This is a genomic window from Fibrisoma montanum, from assembly GCF_003583365.1.
Taxonomy (GTDB): Bacteria; Bacteroidota; Bacteroidia; order Cytophagales; family Spirosomataceae; genus Fibrisoma; species Fibrisoma montanum.
Genome location: NZ_QXED01000002.1, coordinates 78,922 through 96,621 on the forward strand (window position 1 = coordinate 78,922; position 17,700 = coordinate 96,621).

The 17,700-nt window shown below is 53.4% G+C and carries 17 protein-coding genes; 7 read left to right on the forward strand and 10 right to left on the reverse strand.

The genetic code is table 11. The features are described from left to right. Positions 1-73 precede the first annotated feature (73 nt). The 3 genes from DYU11_RS33595 to DYU11_RS06190 form a co-directional block, all read right to left on the reverse strand. Positions 74-1,420: a sensor histidine kinase gene (locus DYU11_RS33595; RefSeq protein ID WP_229365714.1), complete on the reverse strand. Its 1,347-nt coding sequence runs from the start codon at positions 1,418-1,420 to the stop codon at positions 74-76. Between the two features lie 203 nt (positions 1,421-1,623). Next, positions 1,624-2,925 carry an aminodeoxychorismate synthase component I gene (pabB, locus tag DYU11_RS06185; protein ID WP_119666791.1) on the reverse strand — a complete coding sequence of 434 codons (1,302 nt, stop codon included), beginning with the start codon at positions 2,923-2,925 and terminating at the stop codon, positions 1,624-1,626. Beyond that, positions 2,926-3,930 carry an NYN domain-containing protein gene (locus DYU11_RS06190; protein WP_119666792.1) on the reverse strand — a complete coding sequence of 335 codons (1,005 nt, stop codon included), beginning with the start codon at positions 3,928-3,930 and terminating at the stop codon, positions 2,926-2,928. Positions 3,931-4,216: 286 nt separating this feature from the next. On the opposite strand from DYU11_RS06190, the gene hisB reads away from it, so the two are divergent. Further along, on the forward strand, positions 4,217-5,365 hold the full coding sequence (gene hisB, locus DYU11_RS06195; RefSeq protein WP_119666793.1) for a bifunctional histidinol-phosphatase/imidazoleglycerol-phosphate dehydratase HisB: 1,149 nt from the start codon (positions 4,217-4,219) through the stop codon (positions 5,363-5,365). A 258-nt stretch (positions 5,366-5,623) separates the two neighbouring features. Beyond that, complete coding sequence (locus DYU11_RS06200; RefSeq protein WP_119666794.1) at positions 5,624-6,220, forward strand: 1-acyl-sn-glycerol-3-phosphate acyltransferase; 597 nt, start codon at positions 5,624-5,626, stop codon at positions 6,218-6,220. Here DYU11_RS06200 and lpxB read toward each other — a convergent pair. Both lpxB and DYU11_RS06210 read right to left on the reverse strand, forming a co-directional pair. Next, positions 6,206-7,327, reverse strand: coding sequence for a lipid-A-disaccharide synthase (lpxB, locus tag DYU11_RS06205; protein ID WP_119666795.1), 1,122 nt, complete (start codon positions 7,325-7,327; stop codon positions 6,206-6,208). The genes DYU11_RS06200 and lpxB overlap by 15 nt on opposite strands. Positions 7,328-7,402: 75 nt before the next feature. After that, complete coding sequence (locus DYU11_RS06210) at positions 7,403-7,819, reverse strand: 6-pyruvoyl trahydropterin synthase family protein (protein ID WP_119666796.1); 417 nt, start codon at positions 7,817-7,819, stop codon at positions 7,403-7,405. A 267-nt stretch (positions 7,820-8,086) separates the two neighbouring features. Here DYU11_RS06210 and rfaD point away from each other — a divergent pair, with 267 nt between their 5' ends. After that, positions 8,087-9,052 (forward strand): ADP-glyceromanno-heptose 6-epimerase, encoded by a 966-nt coding sequence (gene rfaD / locus DYU11_RS06215; RefSeq protein ID WP_119666797.1) that lies wholly within the window; start codon positions 8,087-8,089, stop codon positions 9,050-9,052. Positions 9,053-9,058: 6 nt separating this feature from the next. On the opposite strand, the gene DYU11_RS06220 is transcribed toward rfaD, so the two are convergent. Further along, a complete protein-coding gene (locus DYU11_RS06220) occupies positions 9,059-10,630 on the reverse strand; it encodes a S8 family serine peptidase (protein WP_119666798.1) in 1,572 nt (523 codons plus the stop codon). A gap of 204 nt (positions 10,631-10,834) precedes the next feature. Between DYU11_RS06220 and DYU11_RS06225 the strand changes: the two genes are divergently transcribed. Further along, on the forward strand, positions 10,835-12,130 hold the full coding sequence (locus tag DYU11_RS06225; RefSeq protein WP_119666799.1) for an aminopeptidase P family protein: 1,296 nt from the start codon (positions 10,835-10,837) through the stop codon (positions 12,128-12,130). 58 nt (positions 12,131-12,188) lie between these two features. Here the strand turns inward: DYU11_RS06225 and DYU11_RS06230 are convergent, their stop codons facing one another. The 3 genes from DYU11_RS06230 to DYU11_RS06240 form a co-directional block, all read right to left on the reverse strand. After that, positions 12,189-12,809 (reverse strand): TetR/AcrR family transcriptional regulator, encoded by a 621-nt coding sequence (locus DYU11_RS06230; protein WP_119667482.1) that lies wholly within the window; start codon positions 12,807-12,809, stop codon positions 12,189-12,191. A 167-nt stretch (positions 12,810-12,976) separates the two neighbouring features. After that, positions 12,977-13,420: a WapI family immunity protein gene (locus DYU11_RS06235; protein ID WP_119666800.1), complete on the reverse strand. Its 444-nt coding sequence runs from the start codon at positions 13,418-13,420 to the stop codon at positions 12,977-12,979. Between the two features lie 147 nt (positions 13,421-13,567). Then, a complete protein-coding gene (locus tag DYU11_RS06240) occupies positions 13,568-13,999 on the reverse strand; it encodes a WapI family immunity protein (protein WP_119666801.1) in 432 nt (143 codons plus the stop codon). Positions 14,000-14,216: 217 nt separating this feature from the next. Here DYU11_RS06240 and DYU11_RS06245 point away from each other — a divergent pair, with 217 nt between their 5' ends. Continuing rightward, positions 14,217-15,431 (forward strand): saccharopine dehydrogenase family protein, encoded by a 1,215-nt coding sequence (locus DYU11_RS06245; RefSeq protein WP_119666802.1) that lies wholly within the window; start codon positions 14,217-14,219, stop codon positions 15,429-15,431. Positions 15,432-15,490: 59 nt separating this feature from the next. Beyond that, complete coding sequence (locus DYU11_RS06250; RefSeq protein WP_119666803.1) at positions 15,491-16,300, forward strand: energy transducer TonB; 810 nt, start codon at positions 15,491-15,493, stop codon at positions 16,298-16,300. Between the two features lie 199 nt (positions 16,301-16,499). Here the strand turns inward: DYU11_RS06250 and DYU11_RS06255 are convergent, their stop codons facing one another. Continuing rightward, positions 16,500-16,892: an Imm8 family immunity protein gene (locus DYU11_RS06255; RefSeq protein WP_119666804.1), complete on the reverse strand. Its 393-nt coding sequence runs from the start codon at positions 16,890-16,892 to the stop codon at positions 16,500-16,502. A 114-nt stretch (positions 16,893-17,006) separates the two neighbouring features. On the opposite strand from DYU11_RS06255, the gene DYU11_RS06260 reads away from it, so the two are divergent. Then, a complete protein-coding gene (locus tag DYU11_RS06260; RefSeq protein ID WP_229365715.1) occupies positions 17,007-17,696 on the forward strand; it encodes an energy transducer TonB in 690 nt (229 codons plus the stop codon). The last annotated feature ends 4 nt before the right edge of the window (positions 17,697-17,700 follow it).

Genomic DNA, 17,700 nt, shown 5'->3' on the forward strand with positions numbered 1-17,700 from the left:
AATCAACACAGGTGGGGGAACGCCAGGAGTCTGCTTCACCGGTTGTAAAAAGAAAGGAACGGTATACCGTCAGTCACCCGGCGGATGCGGGTGTGGCGACCAGCGGCAGTATCACCACGAACTCCCCGCTGCCATCATGTACCGTTGGCAGGCCCTGTCCCAGCATCCGGTATTGAGTCAGGATGTTGCTTAAGCCGATGCCATTGCTGAGAACACGCGAGGCTTTGCGCTGAAGATTATTTTGAACCACCAACTGCCCGTCCGGATTAGTCGCAATGGCAATTGTCAGGGGTTGATCAGGCAGCACGACGTTGTGCTTAACGGCATTTTCGACCAGCAACTGCAGGGTTAGCGGAGGTAACTGCGTGTCGAGGAACCGGTCGTCTACGGCGATGCGCAGGTCGATGCCCTTACCGTGGCGTGTCTGAAGCAGGTGGTAATACGAGCGGATAAAATCCAGTTCATCGCGCAGCGTAATCAGCGGGTTATCATTGGCCCGCAGCAGATAGCGGTATACACTGCTGAGTTCGTCTACAAATTCGCCCGCCTGCCGGGGACTGTCATCAATCAGGGAAGAGAGGGTGTTGAGCGAGTTGAACAGAAAATGCGGATTCACTTGCCCCTGCAGGGCCCGGAGCTGCACGGCCATTTTTTCCTGTTCCAGTCGCCGTACCGCCAGTTCTGCTTCGAGACTTTCCCGCTGGCGCTGCTCGCGTTCGCTCACCAGTTCCTGTTCGGTTATCGCCTGCTGACGGGCCTGCGCCACTTCCTGACTTCGCCGTAGGAAGGTCAGGCAGAGCGAAAAGCAAAGCAGCTCGGCCATCAGCATGCCCTGAATGACGAGATTCACGGATGCCACTACGGGCTGGGTAGCCCAACCCCATGGTATGCCCGAAAACAGTGCCACCGACAACAACCCCCGAAGCGTCATGAAGGTGCTTCCGGCCAGAAAAAGCCGGCCTACGGAGTCCCGGCGACGGGCGGCCAGCCAAATAGCTCCGAGGTTGATCAGCACCGCCAGTATACGGAACATATGCGTCAGGACCTCATAAGCAACGTTGTTGGACGTACCGGCGGGTTGCCACACGATCCATCCCCCGAGTACATAGGCCACCACCAGTGCCTGCGCCACCCGAATCCACCGCCGGGCGGCACTGCCCCGCTGGGTGAACATCACAAGCACCAGTTCAAGAAAATTGAGCTTGAAAAAGCCCATGCTCAGATTCATCAGCAAGGTGCTCGTTGCTGCCGATAACGCTACGGTGTTGTCAAACAGGAAGAGGTTGGTCAGCCAACTGAAAGTGTGCAGGGTGAACAGGCCATAAATCCGCTGGCGATACAGCCCCCATTGCACCGCATTGAGCAGAAACAAGGCCCAAACAGAACCCGTGAACAAAAGGCGTAGGTTTTCGTGTGTCATGCACAGGGTCAGGTCAAGGATTCGGGAAAGACGACAAACCGTCTTTTGTCGTTCACGGTGGGGTAGCCGGGTATCTGGTTTTACAATGGGGTAATGGTCAGGTAATCAAAAATAACGCTGTTTTTCAGGAACTGAAAATGACCTTGCTCCAAAAAACAGTCGGGCCCAGCAGTCACTTACCGTTGGAGTAGCGTAGCCAACCCTCAGCCGGCTGTTACCGACGTAGTAGCCGGCTCCAGTATCGATCGAATGGCCTGCGCTTTCAGCAGGCACTCGTCCCATTCCTGCGCTGGGTCGGCGTCGTAGGTGATGGCGCTGCCCACCGAAAAGGAAGCGTAGTGGCTGTCAGCTGTATATTGCAGGCTCCGGATCACGACGTTGAAGTCGAAATCGCCGTCGGGGGTAATAAAGCCGATGGCTCCCGAAAACAGTCCCCGGCGGCTGGCTTCCAGCTCGTCGATCAGTTCCATAGCCCGAATTTTGGGCGCGCCGGTCATGCTGCCCATCGGAAAAGCGTATTTGATGGCATCTGACCATGCTACGCCCTCGCGCAACGTAGCCGACACCGTCGAAATCATCTGGTGTACCTGCCGGAACGTATAAATCCCGAACAGCTCCTCCACCCGAACGGAGCCGGTCTGCGCGGATCGAGCCAGGTCATTACGTACCAAATCAACAATCATCAGGTTTTCGGCCCGTTCCTTTTCGCTGTTGAGCAGTTGGGTACGTAGCCGCTCATCCTCCTCCAGGGATTGCCCCCGCCGAATCGTTCCTTTGATGGGCTGCGAAACGAGACGGTTGCCCGATTTCTTCAGAAACCGCTCCGGCGAGGCACCCATCAGGTAGCGGTTGTCCAGCTTCAGGAACGTGGAAAACGGCATCGGCGACCGTCTGGTGAGGGCCTCGTACGTAGCGACCGGGTCGAGGATAACGTTTTCGGCAAAAAACTCGACGCAGTAATTCAATTCATAGACTTCGCCCTCTTTAATATATTGTCGGATGCGCTCCACGTTGGCAAGGTAATTGGCCCGCGAAACCCGGCACTGCACCGCCGACAACGTTTGCTGAAGGGGCTGGAACGAATGCTGGTCGATGGCCGTACGCAGTGACTGTACATCACCATCGCCCCAGACCGTTACGATCCCCGCCGGATCGACATCAATCACCCACTCGGGTTCGGCAAAGTAAATCTCCGGAAACCCAAGCCGGTCCGGGTGGCGGCTGTGCAGCGCTTCAAGCTGATTCTTGAGGTCGTACCCAAAGTAACCGACCAGAAAAGCCGGATCTGCCCGATGAGCGCGAAACAGGGCTGAAAACGCGTCGCCGTCTGCAAATGAAACAACCCGTTTCGCGCCGATGCAGAGTCGGTCGGGAAACGGGTTGTTGGGGTATTCAATGCCGTTGCTGGCAAACCACATCACGAACGCGTGCTGTGTGGTAGCCCAGCGAAGGGCGTTCCAGCGCCACGATTCGGCATTGTCGACCGCAAAACGGACTGAATTCATTTATTGCTGGAGCAACCTTACTTCAACGGCAATGTCTTTTCCTTCGGCGTTTTTGCCAAGGGTAAATTCCACCTCGTCGTCGATCTGCAGTTCGTTGAAGTCTACATCAAGCAGGCTCGTGTAGTGGAAAAACAGGTTATTCGGCGGGTAGTTAATGAATCCATAACCGGTTTTGAGGCTGCGGATTGTGCTCACTTTCCGGCCTTCCGGGTCGGTGTCTATATCGGCTACGTTGTAGTTGGGCTCGTCGTCGAGCTGGTAATTTCCGAACGAAGTACCGCTACCGAAGCTGTTGCCGTTTGAATAGCTGCCGTTGCCGTTCACGGCCGTGAACGTTGGGCGGGGCTGTTGCTTAACGAACAGGTTCTGAATGACCGGGTCGTTTTTCCGCAGCCGGGTGTCGATCAGCTCATGCATCCCAACCGGATACGATACGTCTTCGAGCAAATCCTGCGAGGTGCGCGTTACCTGCTTTTCGCCTTCATCGTTCAGGAATTCAAAATCCCAGCTCAGAACCATCACGCGTGAACCCAGCGTGTTGAGCTTACGAATGAGTGGTACGTAGTCGCCGTCGGAGGTGATCAGCACCACTACGTCAAACTTTTTGTGCAGGGCCAGCTCAAACGCTTCGAGGGCGAGCCATACGTCAATGCCTTTTTCCTGGCGGTATCCCTGGTAGGTTTTTACGGGCAGGTAATGCGTCACGACGCCTTCGGACATCAGAATATCGTCGAACAGCCGGTCGTAGAACAACTGATTACCGCGCTGATTGGCCTCGTGCGCGTTCAGACGGCCCCGAAAGTAGTGGGCATCGACAATCTGACACAGCCGAACGTCTACGTTTTCTTCTTCGGCTACCTGGCGACGAATAAATTCGTGCAGACCGGAAATGCTGATCCGGCTGCGACGCTCATGTGAATAATTGTAATAGTTACTTACGTGTAGGAAATAATTACCATCATAGAAAACCCCAATACGGGTTAATCTGGAAGGAGTTCCGGGCATGTGTTACTATGGTTTATGTATGCTAATTTGTTTACTTGTACTCCAACGGAGGTGTTATTGATTGTCGGTTTCTCACTAGGTACGATGAATCTATCAGATTGCGTAAAATCAGGTTTATTTAACGAAGCTAATTACAAAGAGATATTAAATAGGTATGGTATGGAGACTACGTAACTGACGATAGAACTAAGAAACTGGTATGATCAAATAACGCCGTAAAATTAATACAAATCTCTTACGTAACAGGGCCGTGTGGTATCTTTGCCGGTTGAATAACAAGCCCGACATGCGAAAAGTTTTGTTTATTGACCGCGATGGAACCCTGATCGTGGAACCCCAGCCTGATCAGCAGGTCGATTCGCTGGCCAAACTCGAATTTATTCCCCGCGCCATTTCAGCTCTGCGAAAAATCGCGCAGGAAACTGAGTATGAACTGGTCATGGTGACAAACCAGGACGGTCTCGGTACGGCCTCCTTTCCGGAAGATACCTTCTGGCCCGCTCACAACAAGATGATGACGACCTTCGCGGGCGAATCCATTCACTTCGCAGCCGTCCACATCGACCGGCATTTCCCGCGCGACAATGCCCCAACCCGCAAACCGGGTATCGGTATGCTGACCCGCTATTTTTCGGATGAATACGACCTGGCCAACAGCTACGTTATCGGCGACCGGATGACCGACGTGCAACTGGCCGTTAACCTGAGCGCTAAAGCGATTCTGTTCGTGCCGCCCAACGCCGTACCAGCCGTGCAGATTGCGGACATTGGCGGTCCGACCGACGTAATGCAGCAGACGATTGCGCTGACTACCGAGAACTGGGATCAGATTTATGAATTTCTGCGCCTGCCCGCCCGCACGGCTACGGTAGAGCGAAACACGAAGGAAACCCAGATCCACATCGAGCTGAATCTGGACGGTACCGGCCGGGCGGATATTCATACGGGCCTTGGTTTCTTCGACCACATGCTCGATCAGGTGGCCAAACATTCCGGCTCCGACCTGACCATCCGCGTCAACGGCGACCTGCACATCGACGAGCACCACACCATCGAAGACACCGCCCTCGCGCTGGGCGAAGCGTATCGCCGGGCATTGGGCGATAAGCGCGGAATCAGCCGGTACGGGTTTCTGCTGCCCATGGATGAAGCCCTGGCGCAGGTAGCCATCGATTTTTCGGGGCGGCCGTGGCTGGTCTGGCAGGCCGAATTCCACCGGGAGAAAGTGGGCGATATGCCGACCGAAATGTTTTTTCATTTCTTTAAGTCCTTCTCCGATACGGCGCTCTGTAACCTGAATATCAAGGTAGAGGGCGACAATGAACACCACAAGATTGAGTCGATCTTCAAGGCGTTTGCCAAGTCGATCAAGATGGCTGTTCGGCGGGATATTAAGGAACTCGATAACCTGCCCAGCACAAAAGGGGTTCTATAAGACAAACCGTCGGCTGCTGTTGGTCGCAGACGTTTTACGTCGTACTTTTGCAGACGATTTAATTTACTACGATCATGGATTTATCAACTCCTCTGACCCTATTGTTCTACGTTGTTCTGCTGGCGGCATCGTTTATGACCGGTCGCTGGCTGGAGCGCAAGGAGCGTAAGTATTAAGAAGGCTGCCGTCCGACGTTCGCGCTGGTTTGTTCGTAAGCGTCGGACGGCAACTTCTACAACGTTTATTTGAGTTCAGCGTATGTTGAGCCCCCTGGCCCGATGGCTGTTTTCAATCGCCGGCTGGCGACTGGCCGGTCCGGTGCCAACCGTGCCTAAAAGTATCTGGGTAGTAGCCCCCCACACAACCAACTGGGATTTCCTGGTCGGTGTGGGCGCCCGGGCCGCTACCCGGGTCTGGATTCAATACCTGGCCAAAAGTTCGCTCTTCACCTGGTATGCCGGCTGGCTTTTCCGGGCGCTGGGCGGAAAACCCGTTTACCGCGACAAATCGAATAATCTGGTCGATGCCATCGTAAACGTACTTAACGAGAACGAACGGCTTCATGTCTGCATCGCGCCCGAAGGCACCCGCTCGGATGTCGGTAAGCTGAAAACGGGATTTTATTACATCGCCCTCAAAGCCAGCGTACCGCTCGTGCTGACCGGCTTCGACTGGCCCCGCAAACTGGTGATTCTGAGTGAACCTATCTACATGACCGGGAATTACGAGCAGGACATGCTGCCGGTTTACCAGTTTTTCTCGCAGGTTCATGGCAAGAAAAAACAGTGGCTGACGGATTGGGAAAAGACAGGGATCATACCTATTCCAACCACCAGCCGCTCACAATCCGTCTGACTGCGTTAAAGCCACCATCCGCTGACCAGCCCGCTCAGACGCGCCCGGTCCGCCCATTTTCTCCCTAATCTCCGCATAATCGGCCAGTACGTCCGCCCGTCGGGAACCGCCGGGCAGTATGGCCTGAAGTTCAGCGGCCGTACGGTCGGTGGTCAGGTCATGCTGAATCAGTTCCGTCACTACGGTGCGGTCGGCAATAAGATTCACCAGCGAGATATACGGGACGGCAATCAGTCGCCGGGCAATTTCGTACGACACAAACCCGGTTTTATAGCAAACCACCTGGGGTATGTTCAGGAGGGCCGTTTCGAGTGTTGCCGTACCGGACGTTACCAGCGCGGCTGTTGACACATGAAGCAGATCATAAGCCGCATCCGCTACGCGCTTCACCGCTGGGTAGTTTGCCAGTAGCTGATCGTAAACCGCATTCGGAAGATTGCTGACCGTACCGACAACAAACTGATAGGCCGGAAACCGCTCGACTACCGTCAGCATAACCGGCAGGATGGACGTAATTTCCTGCAACCGACTGCCAGGAAGCAGCGCGACGACCGGTTTATCCGTCAGGCCGGCGCGGTCACGAAACGACGGATCGGGCTGAAAATCGGCCAGGGCATCGAGCAGGGGGTTGCCAACGTAATCGACGTCGTAGCCAAACTGGGCGAAAAAGGTGGTTTCGAAGGGCAGGATCGTGAACAGCCGGTCGACACTCGCTTTAATTTTGAGCGCCCGGCGCTGATTCCAGGCCCAGACCTTGGGCGAGATGTAGTAAAACACGCGGATGCCGTGCTGTTTGGCAAAGCGGGCCATCCGCAGGTTAAACCCGGCGTAGTCGATCAGGATGAGCGCGTCGGGGCGATTAGCCAGCAGATCGGCCTGGCATTCGCGCAGGATACGCCGGATAGTCCCCAGGTTTTTAGCCACCTCCCAGAAGCCCATGAAAGCCATCTCGCGGTAATGCCGGACGAGTGTAGCCCCGGCCGTCTGCATCTGTTCTCCGCCGTATGCCCGAAAGCTGGCTTGCGGATCGTGGTGCTGAATGGCCCGAATCAGGTTGGCACCGTGCAGATCCCCCGAACGTTCGCCGGCAATCAGGTAGTAGGTCATAAGCAGAAGTAAGGGGTCAAACGAGTAGAGGGGATACGGGTTTTCATGCCTGCTTATCCCCTCTATGCGCTCAATTTATTCCCCGAAGTAATCAACGAAGTTCTTGGGCGTTTCGTAAAGCCGGAGCTGATGAAGGTGAGCCTCTGTGACGGGAGCGAGGGCCCGTTCCAGAATCTTCCAGATTTCCATGATGAAAATCTCGCAGCTAGCCATCTTACCCTGCATAAAGTCGACGTCCAGGTTCAGGTTTTTATGATCAACTTTCTCGATAACCTCGCGCCGGATGATGTCGCCCAGCAGTTTCAGATCGATCACGAATCCCGTATCGGGATCCGGCTCGCCCTTAACAGTAACGATCAGTTCAAAGTTGTGGCCGTGCCAGTTGTGATTGGCGCAGGGGCCAAACACTTCCTTATTTTTTTCGTCAGACCACGCCGGATTGTAAAGCCGGTGGGCCGCGTTGAAATGTTCAATTCGATTGATATAGACCATAATCTGGTTTATTTAAGGCGGTTGCCAGAAACGCCGGTGAACAAAGACTGCAAAAATACGGACCTTTTTACTGGAACAGAAATGCCGGCCGGAAGTCTGGGGATTTAATCAGTTCAACTACTACGTAATGGCGAAAAAGTACAATTTATTCATTAAATACGCTATTCATTTTCTTAGGTCAAAAGAACTAACTTTACGCTCAATTTCACTTTCGAAACCGGAGCTAAACCTCTTTTTTATACTGAACACGTTTACGACTACCAATTTATGATTATCGTCACGGGAGCCGCTGGTTTTATAGGGAGCTGTTTGATAAGTAAGCTTAATCAGGAAAATTTCAATTTTATCATTGCTGTTGATGATTTTACAACTCCCGAAAAAGAACCTAATCTCGTCGGTAAACGCATTCAGGAACGGGTTCATCGGGAGCAGTTCTTCCAGTGGCTCGATCAGAATTATCAGGAGGTTGAATTTATCTTTCACATTGGTGCCCGAACCGATACGACCGAGCAGGACTACACCATTTTCGATCATCTGAACGTCGAGTACTCCAAGCAGATCTGGTACAAGTGCATCGATTATCAGATTCCGCTGGTCTATGCCTCATCCGCAGCTACGTATGGGCTCGGCGAACTTGGCTACGATGATAACGAATCCCAGATTCCGCACCTGAAGCCGTTGAATCCCTATGGCGAGTCGAAAAACGAATTCGACATCTGGGCGCTGGAACAGGATCGGAAGCCGTTTTTCTGGGCCGGACTTAAATTCTTCAATGTATACGGCCCGAACGAATACCATAAAGGCCGCATGGCATCCGTGGTTTTCCACGCCTACAACCAGATTTGTCAGTCGGGGGAGGTAAAACTGTTCCGGTCGCACAACCCGAACTTCAACGACGGCGAGCAGATGCGGGATTTTGTGTACGTCAAAGATGTGGTCGAAGTCTGCACGTTTCTGATGCATCACCGGCGCAATTCGGGCATCTATAACCTCGGCAGCGGCAAGGCCCGCACCTTCTTCGATCTGGCCAGCAGTACGTTCCGGGCGCTGGGTCAGGACCCCCGCATCACCTTTGTAGATACGCCGGCCGATATCCGCGATAAGTACCAGTACTTCACGCAGGCCAATATGGCCAAGCTTCGGTCCATCGGCTACGACCGGCCGTTCCAGTCGCTCGAAGAAGGCATTACCGATTACGTGCAGAATTACCTCGTTGGAAAGCGGTACTATTAGGGCCGCTTATTCCCAGATCACTTCAATCACTTCTTTCTTCAGGTCGACCGTCGTCTGCTTTTCGCCATTGGCCCGACGCAGCACCAGTTTGCCGTCTGTGACGTGCAGGGCGTCCTGACTTAATACGTGCATGGCGTTCTTTTTCCGGAACACCGACACGACGGACTCGGAAGCCGGAACGGGCAGCGTGATCGATTTGCCCGTGGCTTTTACTGATCGGGCCGTTTCGGGCAGCGGCTGGTTCTTGAGCAGGGCCAGCGCACGCGATGCCAGCGGGACGCCGTAGCCGACGTAGTTGTTGCCGTAGGGGTACAGGTGCGATGATTTTTCGATGATGTCCATTACCTGCTTATTGGTCAGTTTGGGGTTTGCCTGCATGATACAGGCGGCAAAACCCGTAATGACCGGGGCCGACAGCGACGTGCCGTACAGGGAGAAGCACGATACGTTCGGCTTCAGGTACGGCAACTCTTCGGGGCCAATGCTGCTGTAGCCGATCCGGTTCCACAGCTTGGCATTTGTTGCGCCGATGGCCAGTACGCCCTTTGCATCGGCCGGGGTGCTGATGATACGCCAGCTCCGGTCGTCGCCTTCGTTACCGGCCGATACGATGATCAGAATGCCTTTTTTGTCGGCGGCAATCTGCGCGGCCCGGCTGATGAGGCTGGTATGGCCGTCCATCTGCTTCGGCTCATAATTTTCTTTTGGATTGCTCATGCCTTTGGCGTAGCCGAGCGAGGTGTTGATGAGCCGCACCCCCAAACTGTCCATCCATTCCATGGCCGCCACCCAGTTGTCTTCTTCACCACGAAACTCGCGGTTTCCCTGATCCGTGCGGGCTAGGTAAAACGTAGCGTCGGTAGCCAGACCGTACTGAACGTTTTCGGCCGGATCGTTGCCGGCAATGGCGGCCAGTACCTCCGTGCCGTGGAAGTCGGACATGGTTTCGAGCGTCCGGAACAGGTTATTCTGCGTTTTTTTGGCGTTGACGTAATCCCGTACCTGTTTGACGCCCTCGCGCTTGAAGATATGCCGGAGCGCGCCAACCGAATCGGCGCCGAAGAAGCCCGCGTCGATAACCCCGATGTTTACGAATCGGCCCGTCAGGCCGGCCTGCGCAAACTCCGGGGCCTGAATCTGAGTCATCACGGGCGCCATCTGCGGATTGATCTGATCCCCCGATTTCAGGGCCGATGCGGTGCTGGTAATGATAATGTTCGGGTCAATGGGCTGGATGGTCCGCACAAACGGCAGGGCTGTTACCTGGGCGTACTGCTGGGATGTCAGGCGGGCCGAAACGCCGTTGAGCCAGCGGGAACGGCACTCGGGCCGGATGCCTGACCGTTGCAGTTGATTGATATATTGACCCGCGACCGGCTGATCGGTGTCATCGATGGGCAGGTTTTGAAGCCGCCGACGTTCGAGGGTTGCCGGCGAAAGGGCAGGAACTGAGGATTGATCCTTGTCGGTAAAAAGAATCCAGTATTTGGAAGAGCCGGCACCCGATGAGACCGAATTTACCTGCGCCTGCACAAACGTAGTGAACAGGCAACACGTGAGGATCAGAAAATTTTTCATTCTGGAATTTACGAAGAATCTATAATTGCCAAACTAAAAGTAAAGACAATGTTTCAAAAATCACATTGTATGGTTATCGGAAAATGCTCCGCCCGGTACCGTGGCCTGCGTGCACCGTAGCCAAGAGAAATTGACCAAAACGTTGCGTAGGGCTAAGCTGATCCGCAAAAATGCCTTTCTTTGCGACTTTATCAACAATCCGGTATGCGCTACGAATCCATAGATGCTCAGCTCTTCGTTCAGAACCGGCAACGGCTGAATGCGCTGCTGAAACCCAAATCGCTGGTGGTGTTGAACGCCAACGACATTATGCCTACCAATGCCGACGGCACCATGAGCTTTCGGCAGAACAATGACCTGTTTTACCTGACGGGCGTTGATCAGGAAGAAACCCGCCTGGTGCTTTTTCCTGATCACCCGGACGAGAAATTCCGGGCAGCTTTGTTTCTGCGCGAGACCAGCGAACTGATCGAGATATGGGAAGGCCATAAGTTAACCAAGGAAGAAGCCAGTCAGGTGTCGGGCCTGCCTGAGAAGCAGATCTTCTGGACCCACGAATTCGATTTTGTGTTTCAGCAGATGGTTTTTGAAGCCGAGCAGGTGTACCTGAACACAAACGAACACACCCGGGCCGAGGTGCAGGTGCAAACCCGCGATGCCCGCTTTATCGAAGAATTCAAACAAAAATACCCCTTGCACCGGCTGGAGCGGCTCGCGCCCCTGATGCAGCACCTGCGGGCCACGAAACTGCCGCAGGAAATACAGTTGATCCAGACGGCCATCAATATCACCGAGCGGATGTTCCGGCGGTTGCTTACGTTCATCAAACCGGGCGTCTGGGAATACGAAATTGAAGCTGAGGTATACCATGAGTTCCTGCGGAACCGGTCGCGGGGTCCGGCCTATTCGTCAATCATCGCGTCGGGGCCAAGTGCCTGCGTGCTGCACTACGTTGACAACAACAAGCAGTGCAAAGACGGCGACGTAATCCTGCTCGATATTGGTGCGGAATACGCGAACTATAATGCCGATATGACCCGATCGGTGCCGGTCAGCGGTCGTTTTACGGAACGGCAGCGGGCCGTGTATGACGCCGTGCTGCGCGTAATGAACGAGGCTAAGCAAATGCTGCGGCCCGGTAATCTCTGGGACGAATACCACCGCGAAGTAGGTAAGGTGATGGAATCCGAGTTGATTGGGCTGGGGTTGCTGGACCGGGATGCCGTGCTGCAACAGAACCCGGATGCGCCCTTGTATAAGAAATACTTCATGCACGGTACGTCGCACTTTCTGGGACTCGACGTCCATGACGTTGGCAACAAGTACCGGCGGTTTGAACCGGGGATGGTGTTCACCGTTGAGCCGGGCATCTACATCCGAGAGGAGGGGCTGGGTATCCGGTTGGAAAACAACGTACTGATCACCGAAGATGGTAACCTGGATCTGATGGCCAGCATACCGCTCGATGCTGATGAGATCGAGGAGTTGATGAATCGGTAGGGCATGGTTTACTGTTTACGGCTTCCCGAGTGGAAAATCGTAAACAGTAAATCATCACTTATTTCACTTCTGCTTTCTTGGAGTCTTCTCGTTCGAGGGCAAGGTTAAGGCCGGCGTAGATTCGGCGAACGGCCTTTTCAATACGTTCCCAGCCTTCATCGGAGCGCAGGTCGATGCCTACGATCTGCTCCCGTTGGCTGCTCATAAGCACCATGTACGTAACGGCGGATACCATCAGGCTGGTGATGGCCAGCGGATCAAAATCGTGGTGAGGAGCGAGTTTCTCAACCAGTTTTTTGTACGAGTCGTCGCGGAAAGCGGCCAGCCGGCGGGCCAGTTCCGTTTCGCCATGCGACATTTCCCAGCGTACCAGTTCCTGAGATGATTTGCGGGCCCGGAATTCGCGCATGAACTGGATCGTGTACTCCGACCAGACTTTACTCCGGTTCTCCGATGCGAGGTGCTCCGGAACGGCTTCCAGGAACTTCTCGTTGAACATCGATAGGAAAAAGCCGCGCTGAACATACGCTTCGAGCAATCCGTTCCAGCCGCCAAAATAGCGGTAGATAAGCACCTTGTTAACGCCGGCCCGTTCGGCCACGGCGTTGATGCCTGCTTTTTCGGTGCCGCGTTCAGCCATGACATCGCCCATTGCCCGCAGGATTCGCTCCATGGTCATTTGACGATTTCTACGCTTGATAACCTTCATGATACTAACTTTTGTGTTTGAGAATTAGGCGTGCAGTGCATTAACTAACAATACGTTAGCATTCCCACTAATTCAGTAGAGAATTATAAGGAATGCACAAATATGGTTACTTTTCAAATTGTTACCAAGTGGTAACGTCAGCTGCGAACTGGAAAACTTGAAAATTGCTGTTCGAGTTGATGAATCGCTTCCGACAGCTTGTGTTTGTTGATGACGACGGGAAGCCAGAAAGGGGTAAACGGATCGTAGTGCCAGTCGGGGGCGACCTCGAAGGCTAATTTAATCTGCAGCAGAAACTCGTCAGTATCAGCCGATATACATTCAAAACTCAGACAGGGCTCCGCAAACAGCAAACGGGGTAAAGGTCTCCCGGTGGTGCAGAGGTGCCGAAGCCAGTTGATTAATCGTTCAATCTCGTAGGTATGCAGAATGGCGGCCGTTGCCGTCGACTGATGATGCTGCCAGCCGGTCCGAACAGCAACCCACAACAGATTCCGATCCGCCGACGAAGGAGCCGTGTGCGGGTGTTCATAATCAAGGAGGTTAAGCTCAAAATAGCTGCGCTGGCCGTTCAGTAGCATCGGGTAGATCGATAACGGATTAAGTAGTCAGATAGGTGCTGACGATACGCTATCTATATACGTTGGTAAGATAGCGACAATATTACGAAATGCAAAACCCAGTATGGTAAGCTATACCATACCGGGTTATAACGATACCCTGCCTGATCAACGTTCGGGGTAGCTGGCCAACTCGCCGGACAGGTCGCTGATCGCTTCCTGTAACTGGCTGGGAGTAAGGAGTAAATCCATTTCAACCGGAAAATCCGGATAGGTATGCCACGATGGAGTCAGCGTATGATCCAGCTGAATCTGAAGCCGGTACAGATCGTTGGGTAAAGCGGTCGCTTCTACGCTCAGACCGGGTTCCGAGAACGTAAGGGCCAGATGGTTGACCACTTTATTGCGTAACGAACGCAGGCCATCCAGCAGCCGACCGATTTCCCAGGTCTGCAACGGCGTCGACTGCGTGTCTTTCTGGTGCCGCCAGATGGTCGAAATCCGGCAGCGCAGGTTGTTGCGGTCGCGCCAGTTAGCGCTGGTGTTGCCGTAGCCGAGAATGGACAGTTCGAATGAGCCCGTAGGAGATATAAACTTCATAACGTAAGAGAGACGGATGCCTTTGGTCTATAAAACAAATATACTATTTGTTTGTTTATCACGACATTAAAGTTTTCGCCGGGTCGTTCGTACCGCCGGCAGACCGCTGCCTATGATATTACTGTGAAGTTGGTGTATATCCCGAACAGGCGGTTTCAGGCTGTCGGGGTTTCCGTATCTTTGCGGCCAAATCATATCACGACAAATAAGCAAGTAAATGGCAAAAGTGCTCATTATCGGAGCTGGGGGCGTCGGCAGCGTTGTGGCGCACAAATGCGCGCTGAACCGTGAGGTCTTTACGGAAATTATGCTGGCCAGCCGAACCAAATCGAAATGCGACCGGATTGCGGCCGAGGTTCAGGCGATGCACGGCGTAACGATCCAGACCGCGCAGGTCGACGCCGACGTAGTTCCGGAACTCGTCGCGCTGATCCGGCAGTTCAACCCGGTGATGGTCATCAACGTGGCCCTGCCTTATCAGGACCTCCCCATCATGGATGCCTGCCTTGAAGCCGGCGTTCATTACCTCGATACGGCCAACTACGAACCCAAAGACGTAGCCAAGTTTGAATACAGCTGGCAATGGGCCTACAGGGAGCGTTTCGAGCAGGCCGGATTGATGGCTCTGCTGGGCTGTGGCTTTGATCCCGGCGCTACCCAGGTATTCACGGCCTATGCCGCTAAGCATCACTTCGACCGGATGGATTACCTAGATATCGTCGACTGCAACGCAGGTAACCACGGCAAGGCGTTCGCGACCAACTTCAACCCGGAGATCAACATCCGCGAAATTACCCAGCCGGGCCGCTACTGGGAAAACGGCGAATGGATCGAGATTCCGGCCATGAGCATCCATAAGCCCATTGAATACCCAGAGATCGGGCCCCGTGAGTCGTATGTGCTGTACCACGAAGAACTCGAATCGCTGGTGAAAAACTTCCCAACCCTGAAGCGGGCGCGGTTCTGGATGACTTTCGGTCAGGCGTATCTAACGCACCTGGACGTATTACAGAACGTTGGGATGACACGTATTGATCCGGTTAAATTCCAGGGTATGGACATTATACCCCTGGAGTTCCTGAAGGCTGTATTACCCTCACCTGATACGCTGGGCGAAAACTATACAGGGCAGACGTCCATCGGCTGCCAGATCAAAGGCGTGAAAGACGGGGCCGAACGGACGTACTTCATCTGGAATAACTGCGACCACGCCGAAACGTACAAGGAAGTGCGCGGGCAGGCCGTGAGCTACACCACGGGCGTACCGGCCATGATCGGCGCGATGCTGATGCTGACCGGCGTCTGGATGAAGCCCGGTGTCTGGAACTGCGAGGAACTCGATCCCGATCCGTTCATCGAGCAGATGAACAAACAGGGGCTGCCGGTGCAGGAGCGGGTGGATATTCCGCTGCCGCACGAGTACCCGGCGTAAGTTTGTGGAAGTTAAGGCAATTGTGCATCCATTGGCTGTAACCAAACCAGCCCGATGTTATGTCTACTGCTTCTACTCTCGACGAACTGGTATTTGAAAATCGCCTGAAAGCTTATGGCGCGTTTGATCTGCGCCGACAGTATCGACCGACGCTCGCCCGTGCACTGGGATTGGGCGTCGGTTTGTTTTTATTGGGACTGGGCCTGCCCACGGTGTATGGCTACCTGTGGCCCGACGGAATCATGAGCGATCAGCCCACAATGATTGAGGCCGAACTGACCAGACTGCCCGACGTACCGGCTGAGAAACCCATTTCATTACCGCCCGTCGAAGCACCCCCAACGGTCAATACGGTCCGTGACTTACCCCCGGTGGTTATGCCCGATGCTGAGGTTTTGGAAGACGTATTGCCACCAACTACTGACGAGCTGGCCGACGCAACGCCCGGCGATCAGACGGCCGAAGGTACCGGCGATGTGGAGGTAATTCAGGCACCGGAAGGTAACGTACTAACCGTAGTAGAAAAGGCCGTTGAAGCGGAGGTGAAATCCGAAGAACCGTTTATCTCCGTTGAGCAGCAACCGCAGTTTCCCGGCGGCCTGGAATCGCTCCGCAGTTTTCTGGAGAAGAATCTTCGGTACCCGGCCCCAGCCAGTCGGTCGGGGATATCTGGGCGGGTAGTTGTGAGTTTTGTGGTCAACACCGACGGCCGCCTGACGGATGTACAGGTACTGAAAGGCATTGGCTTCGGCTGCGACGAAGAAGCATTACGGGTGGTGAAGCAGATGCCGCCCTGGAAGCCGGGCAGGCAATCGGGCCGGATGGTTCCGGTTAAGTTCAATCTGCCGATTGCCTTCGCGCTGGAATGAAACAGATAAGCACGCGAAAGACTAACGGGTGGAACGGTACGCCGTCGCGGTCAGGACCCGCTCTGCTCCTTACTTGCCAAGGTTCGTATAGAAATGAGGGCATCAAGACCGCAGAGATTATTTGTAGCGCATCTAGTGAAGTACGACAAACATTGTCAATTAGTTAACCTTTTCAAATAGAGACACTACTAAGAAAATACTACTTCGGATCAGCGAAGGGCTTGTAATCTTCAAATTCCCAACGAGCAATTCTGTTAATTTTTAGTGCTACCTCCTCCCAAGTTTGTCCTTCCACCGATAAAATATAATTGGTAATAGTAGAGAGTATGCGTTCAAAATTGTAATGATTCGCAAAAATCAAGTGCTTACCAAATATGACATCTGAAGGAGGATAAATTTTTTTCATTAACTCAGGCAAATAAGAGGGACTACAAATAAAAACGTTGAACATATCTTCACTATTCTGAAGGGGGCCTTCATCAGGCGCTAAAATCAGCTCCAAGTTGAATCCAAAGTGAGTAGGATCGTCAGGTTGAAAACCAAAAAGATCATGAATATCTATGCTATAGTATTCTTTTATTATTGCTTTCATAAAGCACTTTTTGCAGAGAAGGTAAAGGTTCAAAATCTTTTTACTATCACCAAATAGTAACACTGATCTACCAAAATGTACGCCAATCCGGGTAAATACTTGCCTATTCTAGTTGTGAAACACCCTCTGTATTCATTCGGGCACAATACCATATTGCCCGACGTACCGGTTGAGAAACCCATTCCATTACCGCCCGTCGAAGCACCCCCAACGGTCAATACGGTCCGTGACTTACCCCCGGTGGTTATGCCTGACGCTGAGGTTGTGGAGGACGTACTGCCACCAACCACCGACGAGCTGGCCGACGCAACGCCTGGCGATCAGACGGCCGAAGGCACCGGCGACGTCGAAGTGATTCAGGCACCGGAAGGTAACGTACTAACCGTAGTAGAAAAGACCGCTAAAGCAGTAGGGGGCATTAGCCAAAAGCTTATGATCAGCATTCTGCTCTGGATTCTGACGCAACCCAGTCATGGCCAAACGTTTATTAACACGGTAAAGGAACCTGCATTTCCGGGCGGACAAAAAGCATTGACCAATTATATGCGTCAACAGGTACGGTATCCAAAAGCTGCCGAACAAGCTGGCGTTAGGGGCCGAGTTTTTGCGTCATTTGTTATTGATACGCTCGGCTTTGTGGATATATCCACCATAAAAATTTTAAAAGGATTAGGGTATGGATGCGATGAAGAGGCCGTTCGGGTAATTCGCCACATGCCGCGTTGGACACCAGGAACAAATTCTGGAAAAGTTTGGGCGGTACTTTATAATTTACCCATTTACTTTCCTGTCCGCCAGGAGTAAGTAG

Coding starts and splice junctions, on each gene's coding strand:
- DYU11_RS06235 (WP_119666800.1), bottom strand. CDS start 13,420: ATGCTACTGAACGGCCAGCGCAGCTATTTTGAGCTTAACCTCCTTGAT.
- lpxB (WP_119666795.1), bottom strand. CDS start 7,327: ATGACCTACTACCTGATTGCCGGCGAACGTTCGGGGGATCTGCACGGT.
- DYU11_RS06225 (WP_119666799.1), top strand. CDS start 10,835: ATGCGCTACGAATCCATAGATGCTCAGCTCTTCGTTCAGAACCGGCAA.
- DYU11_RS06210 (WP_119666796.1), bottom strand. CDS start 7,819: ATGGTCTATATCAATCGAATTGAACATTTCAACGCGGCCCACCGGCTT.
- DYU11_RS06200 (WP_119666794.1), top strand. CDS start 5,624: ATGTTGAGCCCCCTGGCCCGATGGCTGTTTTCAATCGCCGGCTGGCGA.
- pabB (WP_119666791.1), bottom strand. CDS start 2,925: ATGAATTCAGTCCGTTTTGCGGTCGACAATGCCGAATCGTGGCGCTGG.
- DYU11_RS06245 (WP_119666802.1), top strand. CDS start 14,217: ATGGCAAAAGTGCTCATTATCGGAGCTGGGGGCGTCGGCAGCGTTGTG.
- DYU11_RS06190 (WP_119666792.1), bottom strand. CDS start 3,930: ATGCCCGGAACTCCTTCCAGATTAACCCGTATTGGGGTTTTCTATGAT.
- DYU11_RS06230 (WP_119667482.1), bottom strand. CDS start 12,809: ATGACCATGGAGCGAATCCTGCGGGCAATGGGCGATGTCATGGCTGAA.
- hisB (WP_119666793.1), top strand. CDS start 4,217: ATGCGAAAAGTTTTGTTTATTGACCGCGATGGAACCCTGATCGTGGAA.
- rfaD (WP_119666797.1), top strand. CDS start 8,087: ATGATTATCGTCACGGGAGCCGCTGGTTTTATAGGGAGCTGTTTGATA.
- DYU11_RS06255 (WP_119666804.1), bottom strand. CDS start 16,892: ATGAAAGCAATAATAAAAGAATACTATAGCATAGATATTCATGATCTT.
- DYU11_RS06220 (WP_119666798.1), bottom strand. CDS start 10,630: ATGAAAAATTTTCTGATCCTCACGTGTTGCCTGTTCACTACGTTTGTG.
- DYU11_RS06250 (WP_119666803.1), top strand. CDS start 15,491: ATGTCTACTGCTTCTACTCTCGACGAACTGGTATTTGAAAATCGCCTG.
- DYU11_RS33595 (WP_229365714.1), bottom strand. CDS start 1,420: ATGACACACGAAAACCTACGCCTTTTGTTCACGGGTTCTGTTTGGGCC.
- DYU11_RS06240 (WP_119666801.1), bottom strand. CDS start 13,999: ATGAAGTTTATATCTCCTACGGGCTCATTCGAACTGTCCATTCTCGGC.